Genomic DNA, 14923 nt, shown 5'->3' with positions numbered 1-14923 from the left:
CCACCACAGATTGGGCGCGGCCACCGCCAGAGCCACAGCCGCGCCGGCGAGCAGCCACGGGCTGCGCAGCACCCGCCGTGGCCCCACGGCGAGCACGCCCGCGAGCAGCGCGACGACCAGCAGCGCCACGAGGTACTTGTTCAACAGGCCGACTCCGACACACAGGCCGATCGCAAGCCACCAGCGCCCGTCGCCGGTGCGCAGCAGGCGCAGTGCCAGCCAGCAGATCAGCAACCATGCCAGTAGATCGAAGCCGGCGGTCGACACCAGGTGCCCGACCGCCAACGGCTGTGCGGACACGCCCGCGAGCCCGGCCGCGACCACCTGCGTCCTGCGGTCGCCGCCCAACTCCCGTGCGACGAGGGCGACCACGAAGACGGCGGCCACGAACGCGAGCGTCGCCGGGACCCGCAACGCGACGGTCGAGTCCCCGAACAGCGCGGTGGCCGCCCGCGCGAGGAACGGGGTCAGCGGCGGCTGGTCGACATACCCCCAGGCCGGATGATCGCCCGCCGCGAGGAAGTACAACTCGTCGCGGTGGTACCCGTATCGGCCCGACAGTGCGGTCAGTACGGCGGCGAAGACGGCCGCCAGACCCGCCACGGGACCGAGGGCGAAACGAGGTAACTCGCGCGGCGCGTCGTCGTCCTGTTCCCGATCCATAGCGTCCCCCCGCCAACCGGTCGCACCACCGTACTGAGGGGGGCCGATCCGGTCGAGAGGCCCGTCATGACCCGAGGACGCATTGCGGCCCGGGCCAACTCCCCGTAGAACACCGCCCATGAGAAGACGGATCATCATGTCCATGCTCGCCGGGGTGACCCTCGTGGCGAGCACCCTCCTCGGGGCGGCCCCCGCGCAATCGGCCGACGCGCCCGCCGAGTTCGGCACCGACTGGCACGACCCGGTCACCGCCGCCCCGCCGGTCACCCGACCGGACACCAAGTCCTGCGACGTCACCGTCGCCGAGGCGCAGTTCCGTGACTTCACGCCCTACAAGGGCACCTACGCGCCCCCGCGAGGCTGCGGCGACCGCTGGAGCAAGGTCGTCCTGCGCCTGGAAGGCAAGGTCAAGGGACGGCAGTTCGACCGGCTCGGCTATCTGCACATCGGCGGGGTCGAGGTCTTCCGTACGTCCACGCCGCAGCCCTCGCCCGACGGCATCGAGTGGTCGGTGGAGAAGGACGTCACGCGCTACAGCGACACGTTCCGGGCGGACCAGGACGTCGAGATGCTCATCGGGAACGTCGTCGACGACACCTACACGGGCATCATCGACGTCAAGGTCACGCTCACCTTCTATGCGGCCGGGCCCGCCGCCACGCTCCACACGGGTGCGCCCGCCGCGAAGAAGACCCCCGATCGCGTCCTCACCCTCCAGGACGGCACCCTCATCACGCCCCGGAACAGTGAACGCATCGTCGCCGAGGTATACGCCACAGGGTCGGGCGGCGGCTGCGAGGAGTACTGGTATCTGACGGTGCCCGACGCCGCGCCGTACTCCTGCAAGGCCGGCGACGGCCCCTACCGCGAGGTGCAGATCAAGGTCGACGGCCGGCTCGCGGGCATCGCGGCGCCGTTCCCGACCGTGTGGACCGGAGGCTGGTCCAACCCCTTCCTCTGGTACGTGATTCCGGGCCCGCGCGCCTTCGACATCAAGCCCGTCGAGTACGACCTCACACCGTTCGCCGGACTCCTCAACGACGGCCGACCGCACCGGATCGACGTCTCCGTAGTGGGCGTTCCCGAGGGCCAGGCAGGCTGGAGCGCACCGGTGAACGTCCTCGTCTGGCAGGACGCGAAGAGCAAGCACGTCACCGGGAAGCTCACCGGGCACAGGGCGGGAGACCTCGACAACTCCTCGACGTACACGCCGGGTTCGGAGCACCGTCTCGACACCGAGGCAGGGCACCGGCTGACCGTGGCCGGGTACGTCGACACCTCGCACGGCCGCGTGAGGACCACCGTCGAGCGCAGGCTGGCCAACACCTCCGTGCACCGCTGGACCGACGGCGAGAACACCGACGCGCTCAAGGGGACCTGGACCGACGACGAGACGGTCACCGTGGACGGGCACGGGCCCGCCAGGTCGACCCGGACGCACCGCACCTACACCATGGACGGCACCACGACACTCGGCGCGGGCGACCGGCTGCGGACCGTGCTCTCGCTGGGGGACCGGGCCGCGGCCGAGGAGACGCGAGGCGGCCGGCGCACGGCGTGGTCCCGGCTCGACGACAGCTACGAGGGCGACGCCACGTATACGGCGAACGTGCCGCGCGACCAGCGGCACGCGGTCGGCACGACCAGTGAGCGCCACCGGCTGTACGGATCGGGCGGTTGCCACGACCGGACGCTGGTGACCGTGCAGGGGACGCTCACCGAGGACCGCACGGACTGCTGAACGGCCAGGTGTGGGACGTGCCACATCCTCGATGATTTACACGCATGTCACATCGAGGTCTCCGGCGGTAGCAAACTCCCCCGATAGTGATCACCGCGGAATCCGCTTTCCGCATCCCAGAAGTCCCCCTGGAGGAGTGCCCGTGCCGCCGTCTGTATCGTCCCCGCGACGCGTCGCACGCATCTTGCGTACCTCACTGTTCGCGCAGGTCGCCTGCGCGCTCGTACTCGGAATCGTCGTCGGAAGGTTGTGGCCGGACACGGCCACGACCTTCCAGCCGCTCGGCGACGGTTTCGTGCGCCTCATCAAGACGGTGATCTCGCCGCTCGTGTTCTGTGTGGTCGTCGTCGGCATCGCCAAGGCCGGCAACCTGAAGGCCTTCGGGCGGATCGGGCTCAAGGCCCTGATCTGGTTCGAGATCGCCTCCACGGCTGCGCTGCTCATCGGCCTGATCGCCGCGAACGTCTTCGCCCCCGGCTCGGGCATGAACGTCGACCCGTCGAAGCTCGACGCCTCGGCGGTCGACGACAAGACGGCCGGCGGTGCGCTGCCGACGACCACCGAGTTCATCCTCAACGCGCTGCCACAGAGCGCGGTCGGTGCCTTCGCCGAGAACTCGCTGCTGCAGGTCCTGGTGCTGGCGTGCCTCACCGGCGCGGCGTTGCTCCACCTCGGCCACACCAAGGTGCCCGCGATCCTGCCTGCCATCGAGCAGGCGCAGGAGATCATCTTCGCGATCGTCGGCTTCGTCATGAAGCTCGCCCCGCTCGCCGTCTTCGGCGCGATGGTCCACCTGGTGGGGGAGTACGGCCTCGGCGTCATGAAGACGTACGGCAAGCTCATCGTCCTCTGCTACGCAGTGGCGCTGGTCTTCCTCGTGCTGCTCGCCGTCGCGTTGAAGCTGGTCACCGGGCTGAGCCTGTGGAAGTTCGTCCGCTACACGCGCGCGGAGCTGCTGCTCGCGCTCGGCACCGCGTCCAGCGAGACGGTCATGCCCCGCATGATGCAGAAGCTCCGCCAGGCGGGCGCCCGTGACGACGCGGTGGGTCTGGTGCTGCCGACGGGGTACTCCTTCAACCTCGACGGCGCCTCGATCTACCTCTCCATAGGCACCCTGTTCATCGCGCAGGCCGTGGGCGTCGACCTCAGCCTGAGCCAGCAGGTCACCGTGATCCTGGTGCTCATGCTGACCAGCAAGGGCATGGCCGGCATCCCCGGTTCGGCATTCCTCGCCCTGTCGGCGACCGCCTCCTCGCTCGGCGCCATCCCCGCAGGGGCCGTGGCCCTGCTGCTCGGCGTCGACCGCATCATGGACTCGATGCGCGTCGTCACCAACCTGCTCGGCAACTGCGTCGCCGTCTTCGCGGTCTCCCGCTGGGAGGGCGCACTGGACATGGACCGGGCGAAGAAGATGCTCGACGGCGAGATCGCGTTCGTGGAGGAGGACGTGACGCCCGCCGACGGCGACCCGAAGGCGGGCGCGGGCGAGGAACCCGCGGACGCGGCGGAGGAACCAGCCGGGTCCAAGGCCTCGTTGGCCAAGGAGCCCGCGGGCGAGGTGAGTTGAGCGCCGGGGCCCGGCGCATCCGCTCGACGCCGGGCCCCACGCTTCCCATCCCAGAGGCCCCCGAAGGACTCCCGAAGGCCCCCGGAGGGCCCGCCCCCGGGAGTGACCCCGGGGCGGGTCCTCCGGGGTCACTCCCGTCCAATCACCCCTGCGGCTTCTGCGAGTCCACCCCCGGCCGCTCCTTCTTCCACAGCCCGCGCGTGAAGTCCGGGATCGCCTGCGGTGCCCCGTGCGCCTTGATCGAGGCATGGCTCAGTGGCACAGGCGCGGTCCAGGTGGCGGCGTCGTACACGTCGAAGTCCGGGACGAGCCCGAGCCGCATGCACTGCATCAGCCGGAACAGCATGATGTAGTCCATCCCGCCGTGTCCGCCGGGCGGGTTGGAGTGCTCCTTCCACAGCCAGTGATCCCAGTCGGCGTACGCCCCGAAGTCGCCCCAGGCGTCATCCGTGTGGTCCGGCTCTAGGTAAATCCGCTCCGGGTAGTCCTCGAAGACACCCTTCGTGCCGCCGAGACTGTTGATCCGCGAGTAGGGATGTGGCGTCGACACATCGTGTTCGAGCCGGATCACCCGCCCCTTCGCGGTCTGTACGAGGCTGATGGTCCGGTCGCTCTCGATGTACGTCTCCTTCCAGCTCGGGTCGCCCGGCGGCATGTTCGCCGCGCGGTACTCGGCCAGTCCGAGGGAGGGCGTGCCGAAGCTGGAGACGTGCGTGACACGGTCACCGCGGTTGACGTCCATGTAGTTGGCGACGGGTCCGAAGCCGTGGTTCGGGTAGAGGTCGCCGCGCAGCCGGGTGTGCCAGAGTCGTCGCCAGGGACCCTCGTAGTAGTCCGGGTCGAACATCAGGCCCCGCAGATCGTGGTTGTAGGCGCCCGCGCCGTGCAGCAGCCGGCCGAACTTCCCGTTGTGCGCCATGCGCAGGACCCGCATCTCGTTCCTGCCGTAGCAGCAGTTCTCCAGCTGCATGCAGTGTCTGCGGGTGCGCTCGGAGAGGTCGACCAGTTCCCAGAGCTGGTCGAGGCGCATCGCGATCGGACACTCCACGCCGACGTGCTTGCCGCTGAGCATCGCCGTCTTCGCCATCTCGAAGTGCCAGTCCCAGGGCGTCGCCACGTACACGAAGTCGAGGTCGCCGCGCTCGCACAGACCGACGAAGTCGTGATCGCCCTTCGTGTACGTCGCCGGGGCGGGCTGTCCCGCGGCCACCACCTTGGCCGCGGCGCTCGCGGTCTTGTCCTTGACCGGGTCGCACAGCGCGACGACGCGGACTCCGTCGAGGGCGAGGAACAGGTCGATCATGCCGTTGCCGCGGTTGCCGAGCCCGATGATCCCCACCCGTACGGTGCCGCGCCCCACGAAGGGCACGCCGATCATGGTTCTGCCCTTCGCGGCGGGCGCGGCGGCCTCGGTTTCCACCGCTGCCCCGGGTGCGGCCTCCGCCGCGGTCCCCGGCTCGGCCGCGTGAGCCGTGCCCCCACCCGCGAGCGCGCCGATCCCCAGACCCGCTCCGGCGGCTCCGGCCGTGCGCAGGACCGAGCGTCGGGAGTAGCCCTCGGGGTTCTCGTCGGGTTCCGGTGTCGCGTGCTCGTCGTGCATCGGACCTCCTCGGTGGGTGTGCGCGGGTTCGGCGCGCTGTCACCCTCCTAGGGGGCCGACCGGGTCGCAAGGGGCCGAAGTGGCCAGGGAGTTGGACTTCCGGGGCTGGGTCTTTGGACTTCCGTGCGCGTGGGTGAGGGGGTGGCGCGGAGCCTCCGCCGGCCCGGCCCACGTATGGAGCGGGCATGCGCCGACCTGCGGTCCGCAGCGGAAACGGACCCCTCACCCCTCCTGGCGCGCCTGTCGGCACCGCCCGCTCAACAGTCGCGCTTGGGCGGCTCCACCGCGCCCATTCCGTCCACCAGCGTGTCCAGCAGTCCCCCGAGCACCTTGCGCTGGTCGTCCGACAGCGGCGCCAGGATGTCCTCCGCCGCGGTCCGCCGCGCGGCGCGCAGCTCGCGCAGAGCCCCGCGGCCGTCGTCCGTCAGCTCGATGCGGATCACCCGGCGGTTGGTGGGGTCCGGCACGCGACGCACCTTGCCGCTCGCCTCCAGACCGTCGACCAGCGTCGTCACGGCCCGGGGCACCACTTCCAGGCGCTCGGCCAGATCGGCCATGCGCGGCGGTGAGCCGTAGTGCGCGAGGGTGCGCAGGAGCCGGGACTGGGCCGGAGTGATGCCGAGCCCGCGCTTCTCCAGCTGACGCTTCTGGATGCGGTGCACACGGCGGGTCAACCGCAGCAGCTGCTCGGCGAGCAGGCCGTCGGCGTCGGGGGTGTCCATGACGGGAACAATATCAGGACCTTGTTCATTGTGAGTATAGGTAACAATGAGCTATGCTCCGTCAGTCATCGTTCTCTCACCCTCCGTAGGAGCCCATGCCCCGCGACGACATCAACTGGACACCGCCACCTGTCGAGGAAGGACAACCCCGGCAGGTGCGCCGCATTCTCAAGCTCTTCCGTCCCTACCGCGGCCGACTGGCCGTCGTAGGCCTCCTCGTGGGCGCCGCGTCCCTGGTCTCGGTCGCCACGCCCTTCCTGCTCAAGGAGATCCTCGACACCGCGATCCCGCAGGGTCGCACAGGCCTGCTGAGCCTGCTCGCGCTCGGCATGGTCCTCAGTGCCGTCCTCGGTGGTGTCTTCGGAGTCCTGCAGACCCTCATCTCCACGACGGTCGGCCAGCGCGTCATGCACGACCTGCGCACCGCCGTCTACGGCCGGCTGCAGCGCATGTCGCTCGCCTTCTTCACCAGGACCCGCACGGGCGAGGTCCAGTCGCGCATCGCGAACGACATCGGCGGCATGCAGGCCACGGTCACCTCGACCGCCACCTCCCTTGTCTCGAACCTCACCAGCGTCATCGCCACGATCGTCGCGATGATCGCTCTGGACTGGCGGCTGACCGTCGTCTCGCTGCTTCTGCTGCCGGTGTTCGTGTGGATCAGCCGCCGCGTCGGCAACGAACGCAAGAAGATCACCACCGAGCGCCAGAAGCAGATGGCCGCCATGGCCGCCACCGTCACCGAGTCGCTCTCCGTCAGCGGCATCCTGCTCGGCCGCACGATGGGCCGCTCGGACTCGCTCACCCGCTCCTTCGCCGACGAGTCCGAGGGCCTCGTCGACCTGGAGGTCCGGTCGAACATGGCGGGCCGCTGGCGGATGGCCGTCATCGGGATCGTCATGGCCGCGATGCCGGCCGTCATCTACTGGACCGCGGGGATAGCCCTCCAGTTCGGCGGGCCCGCCATCTCCATCGGCACGCTCGTCGCCTTCGTCTCGCTCCAGCAGGGCCTCTTCCGGCCGACCGTGAGCCTGCTCTCCACCGGCGTCCAGATCCAGACCTCGCTCGCCCTGTTCCAGCGCATCTTCGAGTACCTCGACCTGCCCATCGACATCACCGAGCCCGAGGACCCGATCCACCTCGACCAGGTCAAGGGCGAGGTGCGCTTCGAGGACGTGGAGTTCCGCTACGACGACAAGAGCGGCCCCATCCTCGACGGCATCGACATCACCGTCCCCGCGGGCGGCAGCCTCGCCGTCGTCGGCGCGACCGGCGCGGGCAAGTCCACGCTCAGCTATCTGGTGCCGCGTCTGTACGACGTCACGGGCGGCCGTGTCACGCTCGACGGGGTGGACGTGCGCGACCTGGACTTCGACACCCTCGCCCGCGGGATCGGCGTCGTCTCCCAGGAGACGTACCTCTTCCACGCCACGGTCGCCGAGAACCTGCGGTTCGCCAAGCCGGACGCCACCGACGAGCAGCTGCACGAGGCCGCGAAGGCCGCGCAGATCCACGACCACATCGCGTCGCTGCCCGACGGGTACGACACGGTGGTGGGGGAGCGCGGACACCGGTTCTCCGGTGGCGAGAAGCAGCGCCTGGCCATCGCCCGCACCATCCTGCGGGACCCGCCGGTCCTCATCCTCGACGAGGCGACCAGCGCCCTGGACACCCGCACCGAGCGAGCCGTTCAGGAGGCCATCGACGCCCTGTCGGCCAACCGGACCACCCTCACCATCGCGCACCGGCTGTCCACCATTCGGGGCGCCGACCAGATCGTGGTCCTGGACGGTGGTCGACCGGCGGAACGGGGCACGCACGAGGAGCTGTTGGAGCGCGAGGGCCGCTACGCCGCACTGGTCCGCAGAGACGCCCAACTGGAGCCAACAAGATGAATATATGTCGAGATTATGGCGATATGCGGGTTACCGTGCCCGCATGCAGATCTACACGCCGCCCAGTCGGCCACGGAGAACGATTCGACTGACGAGCCGGGGCCGGACCGCCCTCATCGTGACCGGCGCCGTCGTGGCGGCCACCGCCGTGGCGGTGCCGCTGCTGAGCACGGACGAGAAGAAGGAACCGCTCGCCCTGGTGGTCCCGGAGGGCTGGCGCGCCGGCCAGGTGTACGAGGCCGTCGACAAGGTCCTCGCCCTGCCCGGGGGCACCACGAAGAAGTCCTTGGAGAAGGCGAACCTCAAGCTTCCGAACGACGCGAGCGGCAACCCCGAGGGGTATCTGTTCCCGGCCACGTATCCCATCGACAAGAAGTCGACCCCGGTGTCCCTGCTGACGTACATGGTCGACACGGCGAACAAGAGGTTCGGCGGCGGGACGGTCACGGCCGGGGCCGAGCGGAACGCGATGAACGTCTATCAGACCGTCACCGTCGCGAGCATCGTCCAGGCCGAGGCGGCCACCAAGAAGGACATGGGCAAGGTGGCCCGGGTCGTCTACAACCGGCTCGACCGCGGCATGCCGCTGCAGATGGACTCCACCATCAACTACGCGCTGAACCGCAACACCCTCCGCACCAGCGAGAACGACACGCGGCTCAACAGCCCGTACAACACGTACGTGCGCATGGGGCTGCCGCCGTCGCCCATCGCCAACCCCGGCGAGGAGGCGATGCGGGCAGCGGTCGCCCCGCCCCAGGGCGACTGGCTCTACTTCGTCACCGTCAAGCCCGGCGACACCCGCTTCACCGCCGACTACGAGGAGCACCGGAGGAACGTCGCGGAGTTCAACCGCACCAACAAGAGCGCGCCCGCGAAGTCGGGCTGACGTCACCCCACCGGCACGACCTTCGAGGTGCCGGTCTGGGCGGTGGTCGAGGTGACATTCGAGGCGGCGGTCGAGGTGACGTCCGGGGCGGCGGTCGAGGCAGTGTCCGGGGCGACCGCCAGCAGCCGCCTGATGTCCCGCACCGCCGCGCGCCCGGCGCGGTTGGCTCCGATCGTGCTGGCCGACGGCCCGTACCCGACCAGATGGATCCGCGGATCGGCGACCGCGCGGGTCCCCTCGACACGGATGCCGCCGCCGGGCTCGCGCAGCCGCAGCGGCGCCAGATGGTCGATCGCGGCGCGGAAACCGGTCGCCCACAGAATGACGTCGGCGGCCACGCGACGCCCGTCGTCCCACTCCACGCCGTCCGGAGTGATCCGGTCGAACATCGGCTGCCGGTCCAGGACGCCGTCCTCGATGCCCTGCCGGATCGCGTCGTTGAGCGGCAGCCCGGTCACCGACACGACACTCTTCGGCGGCAGACCCTGACGGACCCGTTCTTCCACGAGCGCGACCACTTCCCGGCCCACGTCCTCGGTGAACGGACCCTCGCGGAACACCGGCGGACGCCGTGTCACCCAGGTGGTCCCGGCCGCGTACGGCGCGATCTCCAGCAGATGCTGCGTACCTGACGCGCCCCCGCCGACCACGACGACCCGCTGCCCGGCGAACTCCTCGGGACCCGGGTACTGGGCCGTGTGCAACTGCCGCCCCCGGAAGGTCTCCTGACCGGGAATGCGCGGCCAGAAGGGCCGGTCCCAGGTGCCCGTCGCGTTGATCAGCGCCCGCGTCGACCACGTACCGTCGGAGGTCTCGACGAGCAGCCGGCCCGCCTCGCCCTCGCGCACGGCCTTCACGTCGACCGGCCGCCGCACCCGGAGGTCGAAGGTGCGCTCGTAGGTGTCGAAGTACTCCGCGATGACCTCGGAGGACGGCCGCGCCGGATCCGCCTCGGTCAGCTCCATCCCCGGCAGGGAATGCATCCCGTGCACCTTGCCGTACGTGAGGGACGGCCACCGGAACTGCCACGCCCCGCCCGCTCGCGGAGCGTGGTCCAGGACCACGAAGTCCCGCTCCGGCTCGAAGCCGGTGCGCCGCAGGTGATAGGCGCTGGACAGTCCGGCCTGCCCGGCGCCGACCACGACGACGTCGACTTCCCGCACTGCCCCCGCCTGAGCTCCGGTGTTGTTCACGCTTCTACCAACCCCGCCGCGTGCACGGATCTTCCCGGCCTCTGCGGACGTCCCGAAAGGGGCGCGGGGAACCGCGTGACCAGCCACGGACGGTCCCCGGACGAGGGCGGCCCGCAGACGTCGAACCGGCACTCGCGCCCGACCGCTCGCCCGACCGCTCGGCCGGACGCTCAGCGACCGCCGGCGACGAGAATCGGCGCCCCGGAGGCGGGAACCCGCGACAACAGCCCCCGCACGGCCAGCTCGGGAATCACCCCCTCCCCGAACCAGTACGCCTCCTCCAGATGCGGATACCCGGACAGCACGAAGTGCTCGACGCCCAGCGCGTGGTACTCCTCGATCCGGTCGGCGACCTCGGCATGGCTGCCGACCAGGGCGGTCCCGGCGCCGCCGCGTACGAGCCCCACGCCCGCCCACAGATTCGGGGAGATCTCCAGCCGGTCGGACGAACCGCCGTGCAGCGCGAGCATGCGCTGCTGGCCGACGGACTCGCTGCGGCCGAGCGCAGCCTGCGCGGCGGCGATGGACTCCGGATCGAGGTCGTCGAGCAGACGACCCGCCGTCCGCCACGCCTCGGCCGACGAGTCCCGCGAGATGGTGTGCAGCCGGATGCCGAACCGGACCGTACGCCCCTCGCGCTCGGCGAGCGATCGGATCCAGTCGATCTTCTCCTTGACCTGCTCCGGGGGCTCGCCCCAGGTCAGATACACATCAGCGTGCCGCGCCGCGACCGGCCCCGCGGCAGCCGAGGAGCCGCCGAAGAAGATCTCCGGCAGCGGATCCGGCGGCAGCGCGGTCAGCCCGCCCTCGACCTGGTAGTGCGCCCCGTCGAAGTCGTACGGCTGCCCGCCCCACACCCCTCGTACGACGGACAGGAACTCGTCCGTGCGCGCGTACCGCTGGTCGTGGCCGAGCTGGTCGCCGAAGCGGCGCTGCTCGGTGGAGTCGCCGCCGGTGACGACGTTCAGGAGCAGCCGGCCCCGGGTGATGCGCTGGTACGTGGCCGCCATCTGGGCGGCGAGGGTCGGCGAGATGACGCCGGGCCGGAACGCGACCAGGAACTTCAGCCGCTCGGTGTGCTGGGCCAGCGCCACCGTCGTCAGCCAGGCGTCCTCGCACCACGTACCGGTCGGCGTGAGCACCGCCTCGAAGCCCAACTGCTCGGCGGCCTTGGCGATTTGGGTCAGATACTCGATGTCGGGCGCACGCACCCCGCTGACCGGCCGGGTGCGGTCGACGGGGTTGGCCGCGTAGGCGTGCCGGTCCACGAGGGTGCGGCCGTCGCCGCCCGTCGGCAGGAACCAGTGCAGATGTACGGTCATGACGTCACGACTCCTTCGAGGGGCGGGGAGTGGTGGTGGACGGCGGCAGGTCGCCGTTGAAGCGGGTGTCCACGAAGTCGCCGAAGTCGACCTTGCGGGGGATGAGCTTCAGGTCGGTGAACGTGTCCGCGATCTCCTGCTCGGAGGCGATGAGCGGCTTGTCGATGGCCACCGGGACCCTGGTCGCGTTGGTCCGCTTCACCGAGGCCAGCGCCACCTCGTAGGGCAGCCCGGTGTCCTTCGCCCAGACCTTGGCCCATTCCTCGGGGTGCTCGTAGACCCAGTCCTGCGCCCTCCGCAGCCGGTCCAGGTAGTCGCGGATCGCCGCGGCCTTCTTCTTGTCCTTGAGCGCTCCGGGCGCCGCCACCTGGAAGGTGAGCCCGTTGACCACGTCGTCGCCGTCCGTCAGGACCGTGCCCTGCTCGGCCTGCAGCACCTGGGAGGTGTACGGGTCCCAGACCGCCCACGCGTCGACCTTGCCGGAGGTGAACGCGGCCAGGGCGTCGGCCGGTTGGAGGTACTTCACCTTGACGTCGCCCAGCGTCAGCCCGGCCGCTTTGAGGGAGGCGACCAGCTGGTAGTGCGCGGACGAACCCTGCGCCACCGCGACCGACTTGCCCTTCAGCTCCTCGGCCTTCTTCAGCTTCGAGCCCTTGGGAACGAGAATCGCGTCTCCCTTGGACCTGCCCCGGTAGGCCGCGACGGCGGTGATCTTGGAGTCGGCGCCGGCCGCGAAGACCGGCGGGGTGTTGCCGACGCCGCCGATGTCGACGGCTTTGGCGTTGACGGCCTCCAGGAGGGGCGGGCCGGATGTGAACGTCGACCACTTGATCTTGTAGTTGAGGCTCTTGAGTTCTCCGGCGGCCCGCAGCACCGCTTCCGAACCGCCCTTCTGGTCACCGACGTTGAGGGTGAGCGATCCCTTCCCGTCGGTTCCGTCGCCCGTCGAGGTACTGGCCGACGAGTTCCCGCCGCAGGCCGAGGCCAGCAGGGCCAGGGGGAGGAGCAGGGCGGCGGGGACGAGGTGTCGTCGCATGAGGATTCCGTTCGGTGGGTGTTCGGGTGGGGGTGGTGGGTCCGGGTGAGCGGGGCGCGCATCCGGACGGTTCTGATGTGGGCGTGGTGGCGCAACCGGGCGGTTCGGGTGCGCTTGGTTGTTGCTCGACCGGGCGGTTCGGGTGCGCTTGGTTGTTGCTCGACCGGGCGGTTCGGGTGCGTGTGGGGCGTAACTGAGCCGTCTGTAGGGGAGGTTCAGGCGGCTTCGGCGGCGGTGTCGACGCCCAGCCGTTCCAGGAGCCCGGCGCGCAGTTCGGCGAACCGCGGGTCGGTGATGTCCCGCGGACGGTCCAGCTCGACCTCGGTCTCGTACGCGATCACGCCGTCGTCCATCACGAGGACACGGTCGGCCAGCAGTACCGCCTCCTCGACGTCGTGCGTGACCAGGAGGACGGCGCAGCCCCGGCGTTGCCACAGCTCGCCGACGAGTCGCTGCGCCTTGATCCGGGTCAGCGCGTCCAGCGCGCCGAACGGCTCGTCGAGGAGCAGCAGATCGGGTTCGCGCACCAACGCGCGGGCCAGCGAGGCGCGTTGGGCCTCGCCGCCGGAGAGCGTCTTGGGCCAGGCGTCGGCGCGGTCGGTGAGGCCGACCTCGGTCAAGGCCTGCTCGGCGACGGCGCGTTCGGGCTTTCCGGGCAGTCCGAGGAGGACGTTGCGCCACACCTTCTTCCACGGCATCAGCCGGGGTGCCTGGAAGGCGACGGCCTTGCGGCGCGGCACGAGGACGGTGCCCTGGATGTCGCGGTCGAGCCCGGCGAGGATGCGCAGGAGCGTGGACTTGCCGCAGCCGCTGCGACCGAGAAGGGCAACGAACTCGCCCGGCTTCACGTCGAGTTGGAGGTTGTCGATGACGGCGCGGCCGTCGAAGGAGCGGGTCAGGCCTTCGACGCGTACCACCGAGGAGGGGGCGGGCGCGGCGGGAGCGGTCGTGACCTTCTCGGTGGTCACCGGCCGGTGAACGTCGGTCGCCATTGCAGCAGCAGCCTTTCGAGGGAGCGGACGATGAAGTCGGCGAGCAGGCCGAGGAAGGCGTAGACGATCAGGCAGACCACGATCACGTCGGTACGCAGGAAGTCGCGCGCCTGGACCATCAGGAAGCCGATTCCGGCGTCCGCGTTGATCTGCTCGGCGAAGACGAGCGCCAGCCAGGCGATGCCCAGCGAGTAGCGCAGACCCGTCATGGCACCGGGGAGGGCGCCCGGCAGGACGACATGCCGTACGAGTCCCCAGCGCGACAGGCCGAGGGACTCGCCGGCCTCGATCAACTGGGAGTCGACGCCGCGGATACCCGCGTACACGTTGAGGTAGAGCGGGAAGGACACACCCAGCGTGATGATCGCGACCTTCGGGGCCTCGCCGATGCCGAACCAGATGATGAACAGCGGGATCAGGCCGACGAACGGCACCGTCCGCAGCATCTGGACGCTCGCGTCGACGAGGTCCTCGCCGATCCTGAACAGGCCCGAGACCAGGGCGAGTCCGGTACCGACGACGGTGCCGAGCAGGAGCCCCACCGCGACGCGCTGGAGCGAGACACCCATCGCGTTCGTCAGCGACCCGTCCGAGACCAGATCGCCGGCCACCCGCGCGATGGTGCCGGGCGAGGCCAGGACGTCGGCCGTCAACACGCCCGTACTGCTGAGGACTTGCCACAGGGCGAGCAGCAGTACGGGGCCGGAGGTGCGGCGCAGCCAGCGGGGGACGCGGGTGCGGCGGGTCGAGGCGGGGACGATGGGTTCGAGCTCGGGAAGGGCGTGGTCGGTGGACGCGGTCTCGCTGGACTTGGGGTCACTGGACTTGGGGTCAGCAAACTCTGATATTCCCGAAATATCGGGTCCATGAGAGTCCGGCGGGGCATGGCTGATGCTCATGAGGGCTCCACGGCAGGAGAGCGACGGAGGGCGCCCGCAGGAGAGATGCGGGAGTGCACGGGGTGCGTGAGGGGCGAGAGGCGCGAGGGGCGGGGGCGCGCGTCAGCGTCCCGGCATCCGGCTCAGATCAGACGGACGTGCGGACGCGGGGGTGTGCTTGTGCTGAGGCGCAGGAGAGGTGAATCGGGTGAAAGAGCGTCAGTGGCCGCGACGACACGCGGCGGAGGCCACCCGCAGCAGGTCGATGTGACCGCGCGTGGTGAGCATGACTGAACGCAACATGCGGCTGAAAGTAGCCAGCCGGGCCGCGTACGGTCAATGGCGTCTCGCGGAGTGGACCTCGGGTATCACGGGTCGGGCGAGTGGGGTGCCCTGGTGGGCGGGGGCGGCCGGTACTACTGGGC

The 14923-nt window shown here is 70.1% G+C and carries 13 protein-coding genes; 4 read left to right on the top strand and 9 right to left on the bottom strand.

The genetic code is table 11. The annotated features are described in order from the left end of the window. Positions 1-663: glycosyltransferase family 39 protein (locus AOK17_RS27660; RefSeq protein WP_206190847.1), on the bottom strand; the 663-nt coding region annotated here is incomplete at its 3' end. Between the two features lie 118 nt (positions 664-781). Here AOK17_RS27660 and AOK17_RS27655 point away from each other — a divergent pair. Together AOK17_RS27655 and AOK17_RS27650 are read left to right on the top strand one after the other, a co-directional pair. Then, complete coding sequence (locus AOK17_RS27655; protein ID WP_055615278.1) at positions 782-2404, top strand: peptide-N4-asparagine amidase; 1623 nt, start codon at positions 782-784, stop codon at positions 2402-2404. A gap of 142 nt (positions 2405-2546) precedes the next feature. After that, on the top strand, positions 2547-3971 hold the full coding sequence (locus AOK17_RS27650) for a cation:dicarboxylate symporter family transporter (protein ID WP_055615277.1): 1425 nt from the start codon (positions 2547-2549) through the stop codon (positions 3969-3971). Positions 3972-4113: 142 nt separating this feature from the next. Here the strand turns inward: AOK17_RS27650 and AOK17_RS27645 are convergent, their stop codons facing one another. Both AOK17_RS27645 and AOK17_RS27640 read right to left on the bottom strand, forming a co-directional pair. After that, complete coding sequence (locus tag AOK17_RS27645; protein WP_055615276.1) at positions 4114-5571, bottom strand: Gfo/Idh/MocA family protein; 1458 nt, start codon at positions 5569-5571, stop codon at positions 4114-4116. A gap of 257 nt (positions 5572-5828) precedes the next feature. After that, the gene (locus AOK17_RS27640; RefSeq protein ID WP_055615275.1) at positions 5829-6293 is read right to left on the bottom strand and encodes a MarR family winged helix-turn-helix transcriptional regulator; all 465 of its coding nucleotides are present in this window, start codon (positions 6291-6293) and stop codon (positions 5829-5831) included. Positions 6294-6388: 95 nt separating this feature from the next. On the opposite strand from AOK17_RS27640, the gene AOK17_RS27635 reads away from it, so the two are divergent. Then, the gene (locus AOK17_RS27635) at positions 6389-8188 is read left to right on the top strand and encodes an ABC transporter ATP-binding protein (RefSeq protein WP_055615274.1); all 1800 of its coding nucleotides are present in this window, start codon (positions 6389-6391) and stop codon (positions 8186-8188) included. Between the two features lie 43 nt (positions 8189-8231). Next, a complete protein-coding gene (gene mltG / locus AOK17_RS27630) occupies positions 8232-9077 on the top strand; it encodes an endolytic transglycosylase MltG (RefSeq protein ID WP_055615273.1) in 846 nt (281 codons plus the stop codon). 2 nt (positions 9078-9079) lie between these two features. On the opposite strand, the gene AOK17_RS27625 is transcribed toward mltG, so the two are convergent. From AOK17_RS27625 to AOK17_RS54045, 6 genes are all read right to left on the bottom strand, one after another. Next, positions 9080-10240 carry an NAD(P)-binding domain-containing protein gene (locus AOK17_RS27625; RefSeq protein ID WP_245697400.1) on the bottom strand — a complete coding sequence of 387 codons (1161 nt, stop codon included), beginning with the start codon at positions 10238-10240 and terminating at the stop codon, positions 9080-9082. 200 nt (positions 10241-10440) lie between these two features. Continuing rightward, positions 10441-11592 carry an LLM class flavin-dependent oxidoreductase gene (locus AOK17_RS27620; protein ID WP_055615272.1) on the bottom strand — a complete coding sequence of 384 codons (1152 nt, stop codon included), beginning with the start codon at positions 11590-11592 and terminating at the stop codon, positions 10441-10443. A gap of 4 nt (positions 11593-11596) precedes the next feature. Further along, entirely contained in the window at positions 11597-12628 is a 1032-nt protein-coding gene (locus AOK17_RS27615) for an ABC transporter substrate-binding protein (RefSeq protein WP_055615271.1), read from the bottom strand. Positions 12629-12843: 215 nt separating this feature from the next. Then, on the bottom strand, positions 12844-13620 hold the full coding sequence (locus AOK17_RS27610) for an ABC transporter ATP-binding protein (RefSeq protein WP_055615270.1): 777 nt from the start codon (positions 13618-13620) through the stop codon (positions 12844-12846). Then, positions 13593-14519, bottom strand: a complete 927-nt coding sequence (locus AOK17_RS27605; protein ID WP_055615269.1) for an ABC transporter permease — start codon at positions 14517-14519, stop codon at positions 13593-13595. Before AOK17_RS27605 ends, AOK17_RS27610 begins: the two co-directional genes overlap by 28 nt. A 198-nt stretch (positions 14520-14717) precedes the next feature. Further along, the gene (locus AOK17_RS54045) at positions 14718-14801 is read right to left on the bottom strand and encodes a putative leader peptide (protein WP_353963658.1); all 84 of its coding nucleotides are present in this window, start codon (positions 14799-14801) and stop codon (positions 14718-14720) included. Positions 14802-14923 lie beyond the last annotated feature (122 nt).

The organism is Streptomyces phaeochromogenes (assembly GCF_001418655.1).
GTDB classification, from domain to species: Bacteria; Actinomycetota; Actinomycetes; order Streptomycetales; family Streptomycetaceae; genus Streptomyces; species Streptomyces phaeochromogenes.
Note: the sequence above shows the minus strand (reverse complement) of the source record. Positions and strands in the feature narration are given on the sequence as shown.

Coding starts and splice junctions, on each gene's coding strand:
- AOK17_RS27605 (WP_055615269.1), bottom strand. CDS start 14,519: ATGAGCATCAGCCATGCCCCGCCGGACTCTCATGGACCCGATATTTCG.
- AOK17_RS27635 (WP_055615274.1), top strand. CDS start 6,389: ATGCCCCGCGACGACATCAACTGGACACCGCCACCTGTCGAGGAAGGA.
- AOK17_RS27640 (WP_055615275.1), bottom strand. CDS start 6,293: ATGGACACCCCCGACGCCGACGGCCTGCTCGCCGAGCAGCTGCTGCGG.
- mltG (WP_055615273.1), top strand. CDS start 8,232: ATGCAGATCTACACGCCGCCCAGTCGGCCACGGAGAACGATTCGACTG.
- AOK17_RS27655 (WP_055615278.1), top strand. CDS start 782: ATGAGAAGACGGATCATCATGTCCATGCTCGCCGGGGTGACCCTCGTG.
- AOK17_RS27620 (WP_055615272.1), bottom strand. CDS start 11,592: ATGACCGTACATCTGCACTGGTTCCTGCCGACGGGCGGCGACGGCCGC.
- AOK17_RS27615 (WP_055615271.1), bottom strand. CDS start 12,628: ATGCGACGACACCTCGTCCCCGCCGCCCTGCTCCTCCCCCTGGCCCTG.
- AOK17_RS27645 (WP_055615276.1), bottom strand. CDS start 5,571: ATGCACGACGAGCACGCGACACCGGAACCCGACGAGAACCCCGAGGGC.
- AOK17_RS54045 (WP_353963658.1), bottom strand. CDS start 14,801: ATGTTGCGTTCAGTCATGCTCACCACGCGCGGTCACATCGACCTGCTG.
- AOK17_RS27610 (WP_055615270.1), bottom strand. CDS start 13,620: ATGGCGACCGACGTTCACCGGCCGGTGACCACCGAGAAGGTCACGACC.